Genomic DNA, 14659 nt, shown 5'->3' with positions numbered 1-14659 from the left:
GCAGTTGTCACTGACGACAATCCGCCCCCCGCCCCAATTGGTCCCGGTGACGCTCCCCGCCGGGGTGCGGATTTAGGGCTTCTGTCGGACTGAAAAGAAAACACGCGGCGCCGGGAGAAGAAAAAAAGGAGAAGAAACGGTCCGGACCCGGCCCCTCCTTTTTTGTTTTCAATGCTGTCGTTGTCGTTTACCCTGGAAGGAGATTCATTCCCGCGGCGAAGGCCCTTTCATTGACCTCAACGGTACGGGGAGGAACACAGGCCCGGAACGTCCCGCTCCAGTCCATGCCGTCCAGCCCCAGGGACTTCACCACCGCACCGAGGAGGACCATGTTCATCACTTTCGTATTTCCCAAGTCCTCCGCCGTTTTGGTCGCTTCCACCACGAAAGTTCCGGGAGCGACGGCCGAAAGGGTCTTTTCGATCTCCCGGGGATATTCCGCCTCCCCCAGGATCACCGGCATGGGGAAGATCTCGTGGTTGTTCACGATCAGCCTTCCGCCGGGAGAAAGGTACGGAAGCCGGCGGAGAGCCTCCATTTTCTCGAAGGCCGCCACCACGTCCGCCTCCCCCCTGCATATGACAGGGGAATACACTTTTGTTCCGTAGCGAACGTGGGTTGACACGCTTCCGCCCCTCTGGGCCATGCCGTGAATCTCCGACATCTTAACGTCATAGCCGAAGGAAAGGAGCCCCTCCGCCAGCACCCTGCCCGCGAGGATGGTGCCCTGACCTCCGACACCCACAAGCAGCACATTCCTGGTCTTTGCGTTCATCGAGCCTCGCCCTCCCTTCCAATGGCTTTCTTCGGGCAGACCTGGACGCACAGGCCGCATCCGTTGCAGGCCGCCTGGTCAATGACAATCCTGCCCCGTTTCGTAATGGCGGGGCAGCCAAGGTTCAGGCATGCACCGCAGAGAACGCACCGTTCTTCGTCGACGGAACATTTCAATCCTTCCCGCTCCTTCTGCACATCCTTCAACAGCGCACATGGGCGGGTGGTTACGATGACGGATAGTTCCTCCGCCGCCCACGCCCTGTCCACAGCCTCCCCTGAGGCCTTCAGGTCGTAGGGGTCCACCACGTGGATATTCTCCCTCCTGACCCCGCAGGCCTCGCAGATCTTCGGGATGTCCAGCGCAACGGTATCCTCCCCCGAAAGAGTCCTGCCCGACCCGGGATTTTCCTGCTGTCCCGTCATGGCGGTGATCCTGTTGTCCATGATGACGAACACTCCCCGGGACTTGTTCACCACCGCGTCGATGAGCCCGGTAATCCCCGAGTGAAAGAACGTGGAATCTCCAAGGATTCCGAAAACCTTCTGATTCCTGCCCGCCTTCTCGCCGGCTTTCTGGAAGCCGATGGCGGCGGAAAAGCCCGCCCCCATGCAGATGGTGGTCTCTCCTACGTTAAGGGGGGGCATGGATCCGAGACCATAACAGCCGATATCCCCCGTCACGATCACATCCTTCTTTTTGCCCAGGGGGAAGAACAGTCCCCTGTGGGGGCATCCCGGGCAAAGAAGAGGGGGCCTGTTCGGAGGCGGAAGCTCCGCTTCCAGTGCCTGCGCTAATTTTTTCCCCAGGACTGCCCGGGCGACGATGGCCGGTGTGAGTTCGTCCACCACGGGCAGGACATCCTTACCGAAGCAAGGGATCCCCATGGCCCTAATTTCCGTTTCCAGAAACGGATCGTTCTCCTCCACCACCCAGAGAATCTTCACCTTTGAGGCAAATTCCCGGATAAGCCTGCGGGGGAGAGGCCATGAAAAGCCTATCTTCAGAAAGCTCGCCCCGTCTCCAAGGGCCTCCCGGGCATACTGATATCCCACGCCCGAGGCGATCACCCCGATCTCCGCTCCGTCGACCATCTCCGCAGAATTGAGGGGGGAAGATTCTCCGTATTCCCTCAGGTCATCAAGTCTCTTTTCAACCATATAGTGCTTCTGTTTCGCGAAGGCGGGCAGCATGGCGTTTTTGGCCAGATTTCTCCTGTACTCCCTGACGGCAGTCTCGACTCTCTCTCCCGTCTCGACCACGCTCTTGCCGTGGCATATCCTGGTGGTGAGCCTCAGGAGGACGGGCGTATCGAACCGCTCGGAAATGTCGAAGGCGGCCCTGGTGAAATCCAGGCATTCCCGGCTGTCTGACGGTTCGAGCATGGGCACCTTGGCGTGGATGGCGTACCAGCGGTTGTCCTGTTCGTTCTGGGAACTGGAAAGCCCCGGGTCATCCGCGGAGACGATGACCAGCCCGCCGTTTACCCCGATGTAGGACATGGTGAAAAAGGGATCCGCCGCCACGTTCAACCCCACGTGCTTCATGGCGCTCAAGGCACGGGCTCCCGCTATGGACGCTCCCGAAGCGACTTCGAGGGCAACCTTCTCATTGGGAGACCACTCGCAATACACTTCGGGAAATCGTCCCAGGTTCTCAAGTATCTCAGTACCGGGCGTTCCGGGATAGGCGGCCGCCACATGGCATCCCGCCTCCCAGGCGCCCTGGGCTACGGCTTCGTTGCCGGACAGTATCGCTTTCATCGAGAGGTCGCTCCTTTATTGAATTCTCTTGGCCGGTTCAAAGTGATAATAATTTCTTATCACACATGCCCGCGTTTCGCAACAAAAAAGATATTCCCCGCGGAATCTCTTTTCACCTTCCCGGAAGTGGCCCTGCCCCGGGGAGATCACTCCTTCTTCAGGTACCTGTACACGGTGGCCTCCGAGACTCCCAGGCGCCGGGCCACTTTCGGCACCGCCCCCTTCATGGAAAAGAGATGCCTTCCTTTCAGAACCCCCACGAACCTGGTCCTCTCTTCCGGGGTCATCGCCCCAAGGGGGGTGGGAAACTCTGAGACGGCCTTCTCTATCAGCACGTCCATGAGGCCGTCAAGGTTAGATTCGTTCTCCGCAGTGAAAATATTTTCCAGGGGAGCGGGAGTTTCTTCTTTTTCCGGAAGCGCCGATCTCCCCGAAAGTCCGTTCAGCATCAAGATCTTCTCGTGCAGGGTGTCATGAAGGCGAATGAGGTCGGTGACGTCGTGGTTCGCGCATATCATGCCCCGAAGCTCACCCTGTTCATCCTTGATGAAAAAGGTGTGGGATTCCAGGATTCGGTTGTCCCTGGTCTTGTCCACGTGGGCGACCATGTCCTCGCTGCATCCCCCGTTCCGGATCAGCTTGATGAAAGTCGGGGCATAGTCGGACATGGTACTTCCCGCAGTACGGCCGCTGATCTGTCCGTTCCGTATGGCGATAATGGAAGCTTCCGGTCTGGACACGTCGTGGAGCACCAGTTCGTATTCGGGGCCGCAAACCTCGGCGAAAAAATCGAGAAGCGGAATGTATTTTTCCAGAAACTCCCGGTTTCCGGATGCCTGGCCTTCAGGTTTCATGCAGCGCCATCCCTTTCGTGCAAAATCTTTTGTTGTCTGATAAAAAATTCATATCATTTTTCCGTCCCGCTGTAAAGACAAGGACATGCCCCTAAATCCGCACCCCGGCGGGGAGTGTCACCGGGACCAATTGGGCGGGAGGCGCGGATTGTCGTCCGTGACAACTGCCCTGGCGAGTCCCGCGGCTCCCTGCGTTCGCCGGCTGTCTGCCTGTGGAACCGACATCCGTGCCTGAAAAGCCTGCGGATTGAGGATGCCCCTGCGTCTTCTATTCCGGGAGATGGCGCCGGAAAATAAAAACGGCGGTCCCACGGGATTCCGCCGTCTGTGCCTTTTCCCGCCCTTTCCGGGTGAAGGCTGCCCCTCCGGTTTCAGTTCCCTGTTCTGATCCGCTCGGTGATCCTCTCGAATTCCTTCATGAGCTCCTGGTCGTACACAAGGGCGAGGTCGGGCACCGCAAAACTGAAGACTCCCTCCATGGTGCTCATGGAGACCTGGATGAGGGAGATGAGGTCACTGCCCGTTTTTACTGTGTCGTAGGTGTTCCGGGCAACAAAATAGTCTCTCTCGAGTTTTTCCGAGGCGCCCCGGAGGGCGTTTTCCTGTCCCCTCAGATACTGTCGATAGAGCTCCGCCGTCCGGACTGTGCGCTCGTTCGCCTTGACGTTCGCTTCCAGGACCTGCCTGTTTTTTTCGTCCCGTCCTGCCTTCGCCAGCATCTGCCTGGCATCGTCGCCAATGCGCCGGGCTGTTTTCATGACTTCTTCAAGGCGGGGGATGTATTCCCTGCCGATTTTGCCCAGGACGTTGAGGTTTGCCTGAAGGTAGAGATCCACCAGCACCATGTGGACCCCCGTGTACTTCCTGGCAGACTGGACGCTGCCATGGCCTCCCTGGAGAAGGCTCAAAATCTGCCCGTTTATTTTCTTGATGCTGTCGGCAGCCAGCAGAAGGTGCAGGACGTCGTCGCCGCTGACGCTGGAAAGAAGCACGTCGAGCTGCTGCTCCTCCACGTTCACGCCCATTTTCGCCAAGGCCTCCCGCATTGCCCTCTTCAGCTCCGTTTTTCTTGCAGTCAGGCCTTCAATGTCTTCCCTGAGATCGGCAATTTTTTCATCGATCTTCGCCCGGGTTTTCTTCATGGGGTTCCATGTTTTTTCAGGCGCCCCTATTCTTTCCTTCAGGAGCACCGTAATCTCGTCCCCCGCCTGCTCGATCTTCATCTCGATAAATTTGTATTCCTGGCGGGCGTTCTGAAGCTCCGAGCCGATAAGAACGGCAAAGACCTCGTCAAGAAGGGCTTCATACTTTTTTGTGTTCGACTGTTTGTCCTCTCCGAAAAAACTCGATTCGGGGAGATCCTTCCGGCGATCAAACACCTCAAGGGACTTTTCCAGCTTAGGAAGAGCCTTTTCCCATATTTTCGCAAAGTACGGATCGCTTTCCCCAGCTGCGGGAAGGGCCGGAGAAAGCAAAAAGCCGAGCAGAAGAATCACTGAGACCATCGGTTTCATTTCCATCACCCCATGACGGTAATCTAACACAAATGCCGTCCAAAAGGAAAAAGAAAATTACTGATACCGGCCATTCAGCCGGGGAAAAGACCGGTGGTATACTTTGGGAGAAGCGTATTTTCCTTCCCGAGGTGACGGCGGCAATGAAAAAGGTGAGCATACTGAATCACGTTATCGGCCCGGTGATGAGAGGCCCCTCGAGCTCCCACACCGCCGGCCCGTGGCGAATAGGGCGCATGGCGGCAAACCTGCTCGGCGCACCTCCGGAACGGGCCCTTTTCATCTTTCCCCCCTCCAGTTCCCTGGCAGTCTGTTTCCGAGACCAGGGCAGCGACCTGGCCTTTGCCGCGGGACTCCTGGGCCGTCCTCTCACTGACCCTGATTTTTCCCGGATTCTCTCTCTGGCTCCCGGTCTCGGACTCGACATCGGCTTCGAAAAGGCCCCTTTCCCCGAAGCCGACCATCCGAACAGCTCCCTCCTCCGTCTCTCGGGGGGAGGAAGGGAACTGGCCATCCACAGCAGGTCCACAGGGGGAGGCTCCTTTGAAATCGCTTCCGTCAACGGGTGTCCTGCCGCCATTACGGGGGAATCCTACGTCCTTCTCCTGGAAGGCCGGCGGGAGGAAGAGTTAAAACATGCCGCCGCCTTCGCTGAAGAACGCGGGTGGGAAACCTCCCTTTGCCGCGGCTCCGGGGGACCGGCGCTCTTCGGCAAATCCTCCGCTCCCCTTCCGGAAACCGCCAGGGAGACGATTGCCAGGGGAGGCGTTTCCTTCTTCTACGCCGAACCCGTCATGTTGCCCATGCCCGGGGCACAGCTTTTTTCCGGTGTTTCCGAACTGCTCTCCCTTGCGGCAGAAAAAGGATGGTCTCTTGGCCGCGTTGCCCTTGCATCGGAGGCATCTCTGCTGGGAGTGCCTGAAAAGGACCTTATGGAGGAGATGGGACTCCGTCTCGACATCATGCTCACGGCGGTCCGCAGAGGGCTGGCCGGGGATTTTCCCTCCATGAAGCTGCTCCCCCCCATGGCTGAAAAGCTATGGAATTCGGAAAAAGGGGGCACACTGTTCACCGGAGGGCCTCACGCCAGGGCAGCCATACGGTCCATGGCTGCCCTCCACGTCAGCTCTTCCGGCGGCGTGGTCTGCGCGGCTCCCACAGGCGGCGCGGCGGGGGTCCTTCCCGGAGTGGCGGCCACCCTGGCGGAAGATTTCGGCATCGCCGGAGAGCGGCTCCTGCTGTCCCTCTGGGCCGCCGGGGCCGTGGGGTACCTCCACGACCTCAAAAGCACCTTCGCCGCGGAAGTTGCGGGATGCCAGGTGGAGATCGGGGCGGCGGGCGCCATGGCTGCGGCAGCCGTGACCGAAGCGGCGGGAGGAACGGCGCGGCAGGGGTGCGACGCGGCTGCCACCGTGTTCCAGAATGTCATGGGATCGGTGTGCGACCTCGTCCAAGGAGTTGTGGAAATACCCTGCCACAGCAGAAACGCGTCCCTTGCGTCCCAGGCGTTTCTTTGCGCGGACCTGGTTCTCGGCGGATATGAAAACCCTGTCCCATTGGATGAAACCATCGACGCCGTGGACAGCGTGGGACGAATGCTTCCGGAGGAACTGCGCTGCACTTCCCGGGGAGGGCTCGCCCTCTGTCCCTCGGCCCGGTCCCTCCCCCGGCTCGATCCGGGGACAAACTAAATTCACAAGGAGGAACAAAACATGCCGGCAGTCTTACGGGAAAGAAGCGACGGAATCGGCTCCATCACCCTCAACCGCCCCGAAGCCATGAACACCTTCAACACGGAGCTGGCTACAGAGCTTAACGACGCTCTCCGCGCCATGGAGTCCGACGATACCGTGCGGGTCGTCATCGTCTCCGGTGCGGGAAAACATTTCTCCACGGGAATCGATCTCAGGGAATACCTCACAAAGGAACGGCACGAAATCAGGGGTTTCCTCTCCCTGATGAACCTCCACAACCACACCCTTGCCGCCATGACGAAACCCGTCATCGCCTCGGTTCAGGGATATGCCTTGGCCAACGGGACAGGACTTGCCCTTGCCTGCGATTTCGTTGTTGCGTCGGAAGACGCCGTCTTCGGCACCACGGCGGTGAACGTCGGCCTCATCTGCCTTGAGCCGGGGTACCAACTCTCGCGGTGGATCGGGGAAAAACGGGCCCTCCAGTACGTTCTCACCGGGGACCTCATACCGGCTTCCAAAGGAAAGGATCTCGGTTTTGTCTATGCAGTGACGGGAAAAGAAAAACTCGAGGAAAACTCCCTGGCCCTGGCGGCACGGCTGGCCTCGAAGAGCAGGCTCTCGGTCCGCACGGGGAAAAGGGGCTTCGCCGCCATGTCCGGTCTCCCCGTCGACCGGGCCGTGGAGGCAGGCGGGGAGCTGTTCGCCGCCCTGGCTTCCTCCGAGGACGGAAGGGAAGGCGTGGAGGCATTCCTCGCCAAGCGCCCAGCGGCATTCAAGGGAAGGTAGCAGAAAGGGAATTCAATAGGTGAGATCATAACCACGACGCACGCCGTCGAAAGCACATCACGCCATATCGGGGGACCGTCTTCGGAGAAGTCATCGCCGGGGGCAACTTCATAAAGGATTTCATGGCGAGCCTCATCGATTTTTCGACTGTCGGTCGGGATCCTATGAAAAAGAACTCACCGAGGCCCGGGAATCGGCGCTGAAGGAAATGAAACAGCGGGCTGCCGAGCTGGGAGCGAACGCCATCGCAGGCATGCCGGTCCACTACGAGGTGCTCGGCAGCAACGGAAGCAACGTGTTCATGGTCTCCACCCGCGGGACGGCGGCCCGGACGGATTGACCGGGAGGAGATTCTCCGCCGCGGACGGGAACTTTCTAGAGGTCGTCCCTCCAGAGCGGCATGGTGGAGCAGCGGGGACCTCCACCGCCCTTCACCAGCTCGTCCGCCTCCACGGGCACCACGTCGATGCCTGCCTTTTCAAGGGCCCGGATGGTACCCGTGTTCCTGTCCCAGATGCATACCCTGCCGGGCTCCAGTGTGAAGGTATTTCCGCCGGAGCCCGCTCTCTGTTCTGCAAAGGCCACAGCTTCGCTCTCGCTGCCCCCCACTTTGACGATCCGGAGGGACGATAGCTTCAGCACTTTCCGGATGGCCCCGAAAAGAGAGTTTTCACTGGTGATCCTGAGCCGCTCTCCCCGTCCACGCGTAATATGCAGGACTGTGATTTTCTTTTCTATATAGGGAAAAAAGAGAAAGGCATCGTGGTCGATCATGTTCAGAAACATGTCAACGTGGACCGTGAGCCCGATGGAATCCTGGGGGCCGAGCCTGGGATTTTCGAAAAGAAGGGCAAGAACGTCGGTAATATGCCCCGATTCCATGGTCCTGCGGGCGATCCTCTCGATAGACTCAGGGTGGGTCCTTTCGTTCACCCCGACGACAAAGACGTTCGGACTGTAGCAGTGAATGTTGCCCCCTTCAGCGGGCCTGTCGTCCCCTTCGGCGCTACCGTACCATGTTCTGAAACCCGTGTCCTTCAGCAGGGGATGATGTTTGAAAAGGGCCTTCACGCAGGCAGGCTCCTTCATCCTGTCCCTGTTCAGCATCCTTCCGAAAACCACCCCTTCCCCGAGAACGGCTGCGGAATCCCGGGAATAAAGCACGTTCGTCATGGGGAAAAGACACCATTCGTCCCTCCTGTCGGCCAGGTCCCCCAGGGAGACCTCCCCGGTCTTCCTGTTGAGTTCATCCTTCGTCATGCCGAAAAAAAGCTGGTCCACCATGTCCCGGGGGGAAAGCGACAGAAGATATTCCCGGAGAACCTCCAGTGTCTGGGCCGTCACGTAAGGCCGCTCTGCCCCGAGGAGAGAGGGCAGAACGTCCTCCCTTATTCCCGGCAGGGCGAATATGTCCCGGAGAAGATCCTCGAAGATCAGAACCTCGGCCCCGAACGAGCGCACCGCATCCACCCACTTCCGGTGTTCTTCCGTCGCCTTTCCGGGGCTGGGAACCGCATCCCAGGCAAAGGAGCCGATATTGAGGGGCGTACACCGTTCGATACCCTTTCCGGGAGGCTGCATTATCACCGCCCTGAGCTTTCCTATCTCAGAATTCACCCTGATCTTCAGCCCGGACACAGGGTTCCCTCCTTTCCTTGAACCTCTTCAGCGGTAGAGGTCCGTACTCAGGTACTTCAGCCCTGAATCGCACACGAGAAAAACAACGTTCTTTCCAAGTTCTTTCTCTCTAAGGAGACCGGCCGCCGCCTGCGCGGACGTGAAAAAAAATTACCGCCATGCATGCGGGTAAACGACCTTTTCCCCTTCAGCCCAACGGTGATGGCAAGCCGGGGAATCGGTCTCTCCCCGGAGGAATTCGGGAAAGGGCTCGAAAGGGGCGTCATGGCCGGTTACACCGGATTCGAGCAGTCAATACACATGATGGCGTCTTCCCTGGGAATCCGGATCGAAAAAAATACCCGGCCCGCGGACCCCATCATATCCAGGACATCCGGAAAGACCGCCTGCGTCGATATCTCCCCCGGACAGGTCGCCGGCCGCAACCACCGCCGCCAACATGCTCCCCATATCCTGAACGCCCCGGCGGGGAACGGCCTGCATGGCCGTCCTTCCGGTTCCGTCAGCGAAGCTAGCCGATTTCCGGCAGTTTCTGGAGAAGGAAGGGCCGGGAAACCCCCGCCTTTCCTTCTCACTCAGAACCCCAGCACCCTCAGGACCACGTCAAGAAGGACATCGACCCCGGCAAGCAGGTCCCCGGCGGATGTTTTTTCATCCGGGCTGTGGCTGACACCGCCAATGCTCGGGACGAAAATCATGGCCGCCCTGCAGACTCCGGCCATCATCTGGGCATCGTGACCTGCTCCCGAGACCAGCCTCATGGAGGAATAGCCTTTGGAAACGGCGGCGTCTTCGACGGTCTGGACGAGTTCCCTGTCGAAGACCACGGGTTCGCAACGTACCAGGTGCTCCGATAAAATCCGGACGCCCTCCTCGAGAGCCGTTTTTTCCAGGAACGCCGCAAGCCCCTCCTCCGCCTCCGTCAGCTTCGCACCGTCCGGATCACGGAGGTCCACCGTAAAGACGGCCTTCGAGGGAATGACGTTCACCGCGCAGGGCTCGAAGGCAATGGTCCCGACGGTGGCAAGAGTGGTTCCGGAAGAGAGGGAACGCTCCCTCAGGAACACCGACACCAGGGCGGCGGCATATCCCGCATCATGGCGCATCTTCATCGGCGTCGTTCCGGCATGATTGGCCGTTCCTTCAACGGTGACCCGCCACCATGATATTCCCTGTACTCCCTCCACCACACCGATCCGCTTCTTTTCGGCGTCGAGCCTCGGCCCCTGTTCCACATGAAGCTCAAGGTATTCGGAAGGAAGCAGAAACCCGGGCTCTTCCCCTCCGGAACAGCCTATGGCGGCGAGGGCTTCGCCCACGGTGCATCCCTGCCCGTCGGCGATGTTCAGAGCCTCCCCGAGGGGCATGCCCCCCGCGGCTACCAGGGAACCCAGCATATCCGGCTGAAATCGTACTCCCTCTTCGTTCGTGAATGCGGCAACCGCAAGCGGACGGGGAGGAACCACGCCTGCCTCCCGAAAGGCCCTGAGCACTGCCAGGCCGGACAGGACACCGTAACAGCCGTCAAAGGGTCCCGCATGGATCACAGTATCAATGTGGGAACCTATCATCAGGCCGTTCCCGAGCCCTCCGTCCGCCCCCCGAAGAATGCCGAAAATGTTGCCGATCCTGTCCACCCTGACCTCGAGCCCGGCCTCCTCCATCCAGCGAACCACCAAATCCCTGCCCGCCTTTTCACTTTCCGAAAGGGCGAGCCTCGTCCTGCCGCCCTCCGAATCCAGCCCCACCGACGCGAGGCTTTCAATCTGCCCAAGAAGCACATCGCCCCGCACAACCGGACGGGAAGGGGAATTTCCTCCTGAAGTCATTGCCGAGCCTCCTCGAAGTTCTTTTTTCTCACACCATTGTACCCGGCTTTCGCAGCATCATCCCTCTTCTGAAGAGATTGGCCGGACGCCGGGGGAAAATATCCGCGCCGGGGGCTCCGCCATCAACCGTCTCTTATCGTCAAGCGAGAGGGTTAGCCCTAAATCCGCACCCCAGCAGGGGGCGTCACCGGGGACCGCTTGGGCGCAGTTAGGGCAGGTGAAGACTTCGGACCAGACCACATAGTTGATACGGCCCTTACGCTCGCCGTCTGTGTGCAGGGTCTCGTACAACCAGCCGAGTTTCGACTCGATCTTCTTGAAGAAATGATCAGCAGCTTTCTTGAACTCGCGGGCTGAAACATCCAGATTGAGGTTATAGGCAATGAAATTGGCAACAGGTGAAAGGTCGATGAGGATAGGCCGCCGTGATCCCCACTTGGGTGGTGCATAACCCGTTTTTTCCATTCCGCCTCAAGAGTTGCCTTGAACTCTGCTTCCGGTTGGCCGCAAAGCTGCGCCGCCACGCCCGTCATGCCCGAACCGGAGAACCCGTCGAATACAATATCGCCCGGCTCGGTGTAGTGCAGGATACATGGCATGGTGGCCAGATGGGGGATCTTGGAATGGTACGAATGCGCCGTGTAGATGGGATGGGTCTTTCCCGCACCCGTGTCACTTGCGAATGGCTCGCGGCGATAATTATCGGTTGCCGGGTCGTAGGGTTTGCCGTAATGCTTGATGAAATCGGCAATGAACGGGTTCGGGCAGGCCGTGTAGTACGGCGGGGCGGAGAGCGCCAGGATGTCCTTGTCGCTGCCGTGCGGGAACCCCTCGATCTTGCGGAACTCGGGGTCCTTCAGCTTCTCGCGCAGGATACCGAGAAAATGCTTCCGCCTCTCCTCGTCGTTCGGGAACGTCATGCCGAGACATTCGACGGGTTTCTGGTGCCTGGTTTCTGGTTCCTGGTTGAAGCCGGGTAATTCTTTCCGGCTCATGAGAACTTCACTCCTTTATGGTCCGACTTCTGCAAATAGCGGATGAAACCACCTGTCAGTTTTCCCGATGACTGCGCCAGATCATATAGCTGTCGAAATTGTTCTTTCGTTATGTGCCCCGCGTCCAAGGCTACATAAAGCTGAGCCTGAACCTCTGACGCTGAACCCTTGGCGGTTGAAAGGAATTGAATAAACTCCTTGTTTCCGCCTCTGCCAAAGCCTTCGGCGATATTGGACATTACCGAAACAGCGGCCCGCCGTATCTGATCGCGAACACCGAAGTCCCTTGCAAAAGAGCCTTGATTTGTGATCCGGTAAATCTCCTGCGTCAGTTCGCGAGCCTTTTGCCAGGCTTCGATGTCCTCAAATCTCTCTATGCTTGCCATCGTTCTTCCTCAACCAGGAACTCTGAACCAGAAACCAGGAACCCGAACTTGCTCACTCGCTGCCTCCTCCGATTCCCTTCAGCACATTCCGGCCCTTCTCTGTCAGCCTGTATTTTTGCTTGCTGCTGCGAGGTTTATCCGGGATTGTCATCTCGATTAGTCCGGCGTCGATGGCTGGAGCCAAATACAACTGCCTAAAGTTCTTGCGGGCTTTCAGACCAACCGCCTGCTGAAGAGCATCTCGGTCTACTTCACCCTTGACGACCCGAAGCAGACGTTCGACTTGGGGTGTGACTTGGGGTGAAACATGGGGTGTAACTTGGGGCTTGACTTCGGAGGTGCCTGATTCTTCACCTGTTGAGCTGAACTCCGGTACCTTCACGACGATTTGAAATACATCGCCTTCGATCAATTCGGGATTGGCACCGCCATACGCCTTGCCGTACCGCATCAACTTGCGCATGCCGGAACCCAGCTCATCGGCGCGGCCGATCCGGCGGAAGAAGGCTGCAATGACTGGATTTTTGGGGAAAGGTGTGAATGTTTCCGGGTTCAAAACGCCGAAGCCATGCGGTTTATTGCTGTTTTCGGTACGTACCTGACCCCGCTCGATAATCAACTTAGCGGGAAAAGCGTTGGTGTATTCCCGATGGATCAGGATGTTCGAGGCGACTTCGCGGAAGATTGCGTCACGGATGCTGATGCTGGTCGTACCTTCAAGATAGAAAGGGTCCGGCAGATGTTTGGCGACAAAAGCCATGATGCGGTCGTAGCTCTCGACCAGATTGACGTCCACGAAATCCCGGTCGTCATAGCGGTCCAGGTTCACCTTGCGCAGGATGAGGTCGGTGCGGTGGTGCGGCACTGCTGACAGTAACGGCGACCGTTTGCCTAGGAGCAATAAACCGGCAAGGGTAACACCGCTCTTGCCTGTTTCCGGATCTGTCTGATAGAGCTGCGCGCTTTTGAGGAGTTCCATATCGTCCATGTTCCGCCAAGGATGGTCCTCTCGACGCAACACCGCGATCTTGCGGCACTTTGCAAGCAGCTCATGCTCCAGTTCGTCCAGCCCGGCATATGGGTATATTTTATTCTCTGAATAAGTTGCCTGCTTACGCTGGTAAAGGTCACCTACCAGGCGGGTATTGTCTGTAATGTCGAGATCACCGTCTTCATTGCGGTCATAAATGCGGCCCTTACAACGGTGAACCTGGGAACTTTCCGGAACATAAATGCGAAGGATTGGTTTCCCTTCCAGCATCATTTCATCCACTGAAAGATAGGCGGGCGGCTGGAGTTTCTGCGGGTTGTTGATAGCAGTCACGAAGTCCTTTTTCATCTGTTCGACGGTGCCGGGGGCAATGCCCAGCACCTCTCCCGAATCCTGAACACCGAGCAGAATCGTCCCTCCATGCCGATTCAGAAAGGCGCAAACTGTCTCGTAGACATCCCGGCTGAGGCTGTTCCGACAGGTTTTGAACTCGGTCGAAATGCCTTCACCCCTGCGGATCAGTTCCTTCAATTTGCGTTCATTCGCGTCCATTCGTGGTTTCTACTCCAGCACTATTCTTACTTTGCCGGGTTCCTTGCCCTTGGTGAGCCGGGTCCGCTTCTTGATGAAGCCGTCAACCAGCTTGCGCGGCTCGGGTTTGAGGAGACTCAGGTTGCCCTTGGTGGTCGGGTCTTCGAGGTTGGCGAGCAGCGTCTGGGTCCAGTTTTCGACCAGTTTGTCGAGCTCGCCGTCCAGGCCTTCCAGCATGGTCGCCGCGGGAGCCGTGGGCGGTTCCCCGCCCGGCTTGAAGTTGCAGTGCGGGCAGACCGGCGATGCTTCCAGTTCCTGCTCGGTGAGCGCGAAGCAGCTCTTCAGGCCCGGCCAGGCGGTTCTGAAAATTCGACAGGTGCCGGCGCGGCATCAGGTCGATGGTAGAGAGCTTCTGCAGGTCCTTGAGCCGTTCGTCGCCCATGAGCTGGGCCTTGCGCTTGTCCTCGTTCACGCCGAGACGCGCTTTGGCGTGCATGGAGAGGTAAGCCGGCAGGTACGCCTTCTTGAGGTCGCCGAGCTTGCGCTGGGTCTGCCGGCGGAAGGTGGGCAAGCTCCGCTTGGCCGGATCGCCGATCTGGGCTAAGACCTCGTCCCGCGCCGCCTTCATCTTGTCGATCCACTCGTGGAGGGACAGTATCTTGAGCACCTCGCGCTTTTCCACCGCAGTGACCCGCTCGAAGGTGTCGATGTAGTCGGGATGCACGGGGAAGAGGCGCACGAATTCGTCCATGCGCTCGTTCATGCGACCATAGAACTTGGCGAAGGGAGTCAGGTACTCCCGGATTTTCACCTGCTGGTCGGCGGTCTTCTTGAGCAGACGCTCGGCCACCACGAACTTGACGTCCTTGCGGGCGATGAGGATTTGCTCGAAGCGGTCCT

General features: G+C 58.7%; 13 protein-coding genes and 2 pseudogenes. 4 read left to right on the top strand and 11 right to left on the bottom strand.

Features of this window, described 5'->3' with window-relative positions; translation table 11 throughout:
- Positions 1–187: 187 nt before the first annotated feature.
- From JMJ95_RS07910 to JMJ95_RS07895, 4 genes are all read right to left on the bottom strand, one after another.
- Complete coding sequence (locus tag JMJ95_RS07910) at positions 188–775, bottom strand: indolepyruvate oxidoreductase subunit beta (RefSeq protein ID WP_290684309.1); 588 nt, start codon at positions 773–775, stop codon at positions 188–190.
- A complete protein-coding gene (gene iorA, locus JMJ95_RS07905; RefSeq protein WP_290684308.1) occupies positions 772–2538 on the bottom strand; it encodes an indolepyruvate ferredoxin oxidoreductase subunit alpha in 1767 nt (588 codons plus the stop codon). Before iorA ends, JMJ95_RS07910 begins: the two co-directional genes overlap by 4 nt.
- 146 nt (positions 2539–2684) lie before the next feature.
- A complete protein-coding gene (locus JMJ95_RS07900) occupies positions 2685–3392 on the bottom strand; it encodes a PAS domain-containing protein (RefSeq protein WP_290684307.1) in 708 nt (235 codons plus the stop codon).
- 371 nt (positions 3393–3763) lie between these two features.
- Complete coding sequence (locus JMJ95_RS07895) at positions 3764–4906, bottom strand: hypothetical protein (RefSeq protein WP_290684305.1); 1143 nt, start codon at positions 4904–4906, stop codon at positions 3764–3766.
- A gap of 143 nt (positions 4907–5049) precedes the next feature.
- Here JMJ95_RS07895 and JMJ95_RS07890 point away from each other — a divergent pair, with 143 nt between their 5' ends.
- The 3 genes from JMJ95_RS07890 to JMJ95_RS07880 all read left to right on the top strand — a co-directional run bounded on the left by JMJ95_RS07890 (position 5050) and on the right by JMJ95_RS07880 (position 7729).
- Positions 5050–6597, top strand: coding sequence for an L-serine ammonia-lyase, iron-sulfur-dependent, subunit alpha (locus JMJ95_RS07890; protein WP_290684304.1), 1548 nt, complete (start codon positions 5050–5052; stop codon positions 6595–6597).
- Between the two features lie 21 nt (positions 6598–6618).
- Positions 6619–7389, top strand: coding sequence for an enoyl-CoA hydratase/isomerase family protein (locus tag JMJ95_RS07885; RefSeq protein WP_290684303.1), 771 nt, complete (start codon positions 6619–6621; stop codon positions 7387–7389).
- 64 nt (positions 7390–7453) lie between these two features.
- A complete protein-coding gene (locus JMJ95_RS07880) occupies positions 7454–7729 on the top strand; it encodes a heavy metal-binding domain-containing protein (RefSeq protein WP_290684470.1) in 276 nt (91 codons plus the stop codon).
- A 35-nt stretch (positions 7730–7764) separates the two neighbouring features.
- On the opposite strand, the gene JMJ95_RS07875 is transcribed toward JMJ95_RS07880, so the two are convergent.
- Positions 7765–9027 (bottom strand): arginine deiminase family protein, encoded by a 1263-nt coding sequence (locus tag JMJ95_RS07875; protein WP_290684301.1) that lies wholly within the window; start codon positions 9025–9027, stop codon positions 7765–7767.
- A 162-nt stretch (positions 9028–9189) separates the two neighbouring features.
- On the opposite strand from JMJ95_RS07875, the pseudogene JMJ95_RS13940 reads away from it, so the two are divergent.
- A pseudogene (locus JMJ95_RS13940) lies at positions 9190–9447 on the top strand (NADP-binding protein); the annotation flags it as partial.
- A 155-nt stretch (positions 9448–9602) separates the two neighbouring features.
- Here the strand turns inward: JMJ95_RS13940 and JMJ95_RS07870 are convergent.
- From JMJ95_RS07870 to JMJ95_RS07845, 6 genes and pseudogenes are all read right to left on the bottom strand, one after another.
- Entirely contained in the window at positions 9603–10856 is a 1254-nt protein-coding gene (locus JMJ95_RS07870) for a Zn-dependent hydrolase (protein ID WP_290684299.1), read from the bottom strand.
- Positions 10857–11014: 158 nt separating this feature from the next.
- A complete protein-coding gene (locus JMJ95_RS07865) occupies positions 11015–11851 on the bottom strand; it encodes a DNA methyltransferase (RefSeq protein WP_290684298.1) in 837 nt (278 codons plus the stop codon).
- Positions 11848–12237 (bottom strand): four helix bundle protein, encoded by a 390-nt coding sequence (locus JMJ95_RS07860; protein WP_290684296.1) that lies wholly within the window; start codon positions 12235–12237, stop codon positions 11848–11850. Before JMJ95_RS07860 ends, JMJ95_RS07865 begins: the two co-directional genes overlap by 4 nt.
- A 52-nt stretch (positions 12238–12289) precedes the next feature.
- Complete coding sequence (locus JMJ95_RS07855) at positions 12290–13780, bottom strand: Fic family protein (RefSeq protein ID WP_290684294.1); 1491 nt, start codon at positions 13778–13780, stop codon at positions 12290–12292.
- 9 nt (positions 13781–13789) lie between these two features.
- A complete protein-coding gene (locus JMJ95_RS07850) occupies positions 13790–14071 on the bottom strand; it encodes a DUF6079 family protein (RefSeq protein WP_290684469.1) in 282 nt (93 codons plus the stop codon).
- Between the two features lie 115 nt (positions 14072–14186).
- A pseudogene (locus JMJ95_RS07845) lies at positions 14187–14609 on the bottom strand (DUF6079 family protein); the annotation flags it as partial.
- Between the last annotated feature and the right edge of the window lie 50 nt (positions 14610–14659).

This window comes from Aminivibrio sp., from assembly GCF_016756745.1.
Lineage (GTDB): Bacteria > Synergistota > Synergistia > Synergistales > Aminobacteriaceae > Aminivibrio.
The sequence above is the reverse complement of the archived record's forward strand: the minus strand, read 5'-3'. Positions and strand labels throughout refer to the sequence as shown.

Excerpts from the sequence above, each read along its gene's own strand:
- JMJ95_RS07870 (WP_290684299.1), bottom strand. The coding sequence starts at position 10,856 with ATGACTTCAGGAGGAAATTCCCCTTCCCGTCCGGTTGTGCGGGGCGAT.
- iorA (WP_290684308.1), bottom strand. The coding sequence starts at position 2,538 with ATGAAAGCGATACTGTCCGGCAACGAAGCCGTAGCCCAGGGCGCCTGG.
- JMJ95_RS07890 (WP_290684304.1), top strand. The coding sequence starts at position 5,050 with ATGAAAAAGGTGAGCATACTGAATCACGTTATCGGCCCGGTGATGAGA.
- JMJ95_RS07865 (WP_290684298.1), bottom strand. The coding sequence starts at position 11,851 with ATGAGCCGGAAAGAATTACCCGGCTTCAACCAGGAACCAGAAACCAGG.
- JMJ95_RS07855 (WP_290684294.1), bottom strand. The coding sequence starts at position 13,780 with ATGGACGCGAATGAACGCAAATTGAAGGAACTGATCCGCAGGGGTGAA.
- JMJ95_RS07885 (WP_290684303.1), top strand. The coding sequence starts at position 6,619 with ATGCCGGCAGTCTTACGGGAAAGAAGCGACGGAATCGGCTCCATCACC.
- JMJ95_RS07910 (WP_290684309.1), bottom strand. The coding sequence starts at position 775 with ATGAACGCAAAGACCAGGAATGTGCTGCTTGTGGGTGTCGGAGGTCAG.
- JMJ95_RS07860 (WP_290684296.1), bottom strand. The coding sequence starts at position 12,237 with ATGGCAAGCATAGAGAGATTTGAGGACATCGAAGCCTGGCAAAAGGCT.
- JMJ95_RS07895 (WP_290684305.1), bottom strand. The coding sequence starts at position 4,906 with ATGAAACCGATGGTCTCAGTGATTCTTCTGCTCGGCTTTTTGCTTTCT.
- JMJ95_RS07900 (WP_290684307.1), bottom strand. The coding sequence starts at position 3,392 with ATGAAACCTGAAGGCCAGGCATCCGGAAACCGGGAGTTTCTGGAAAAA.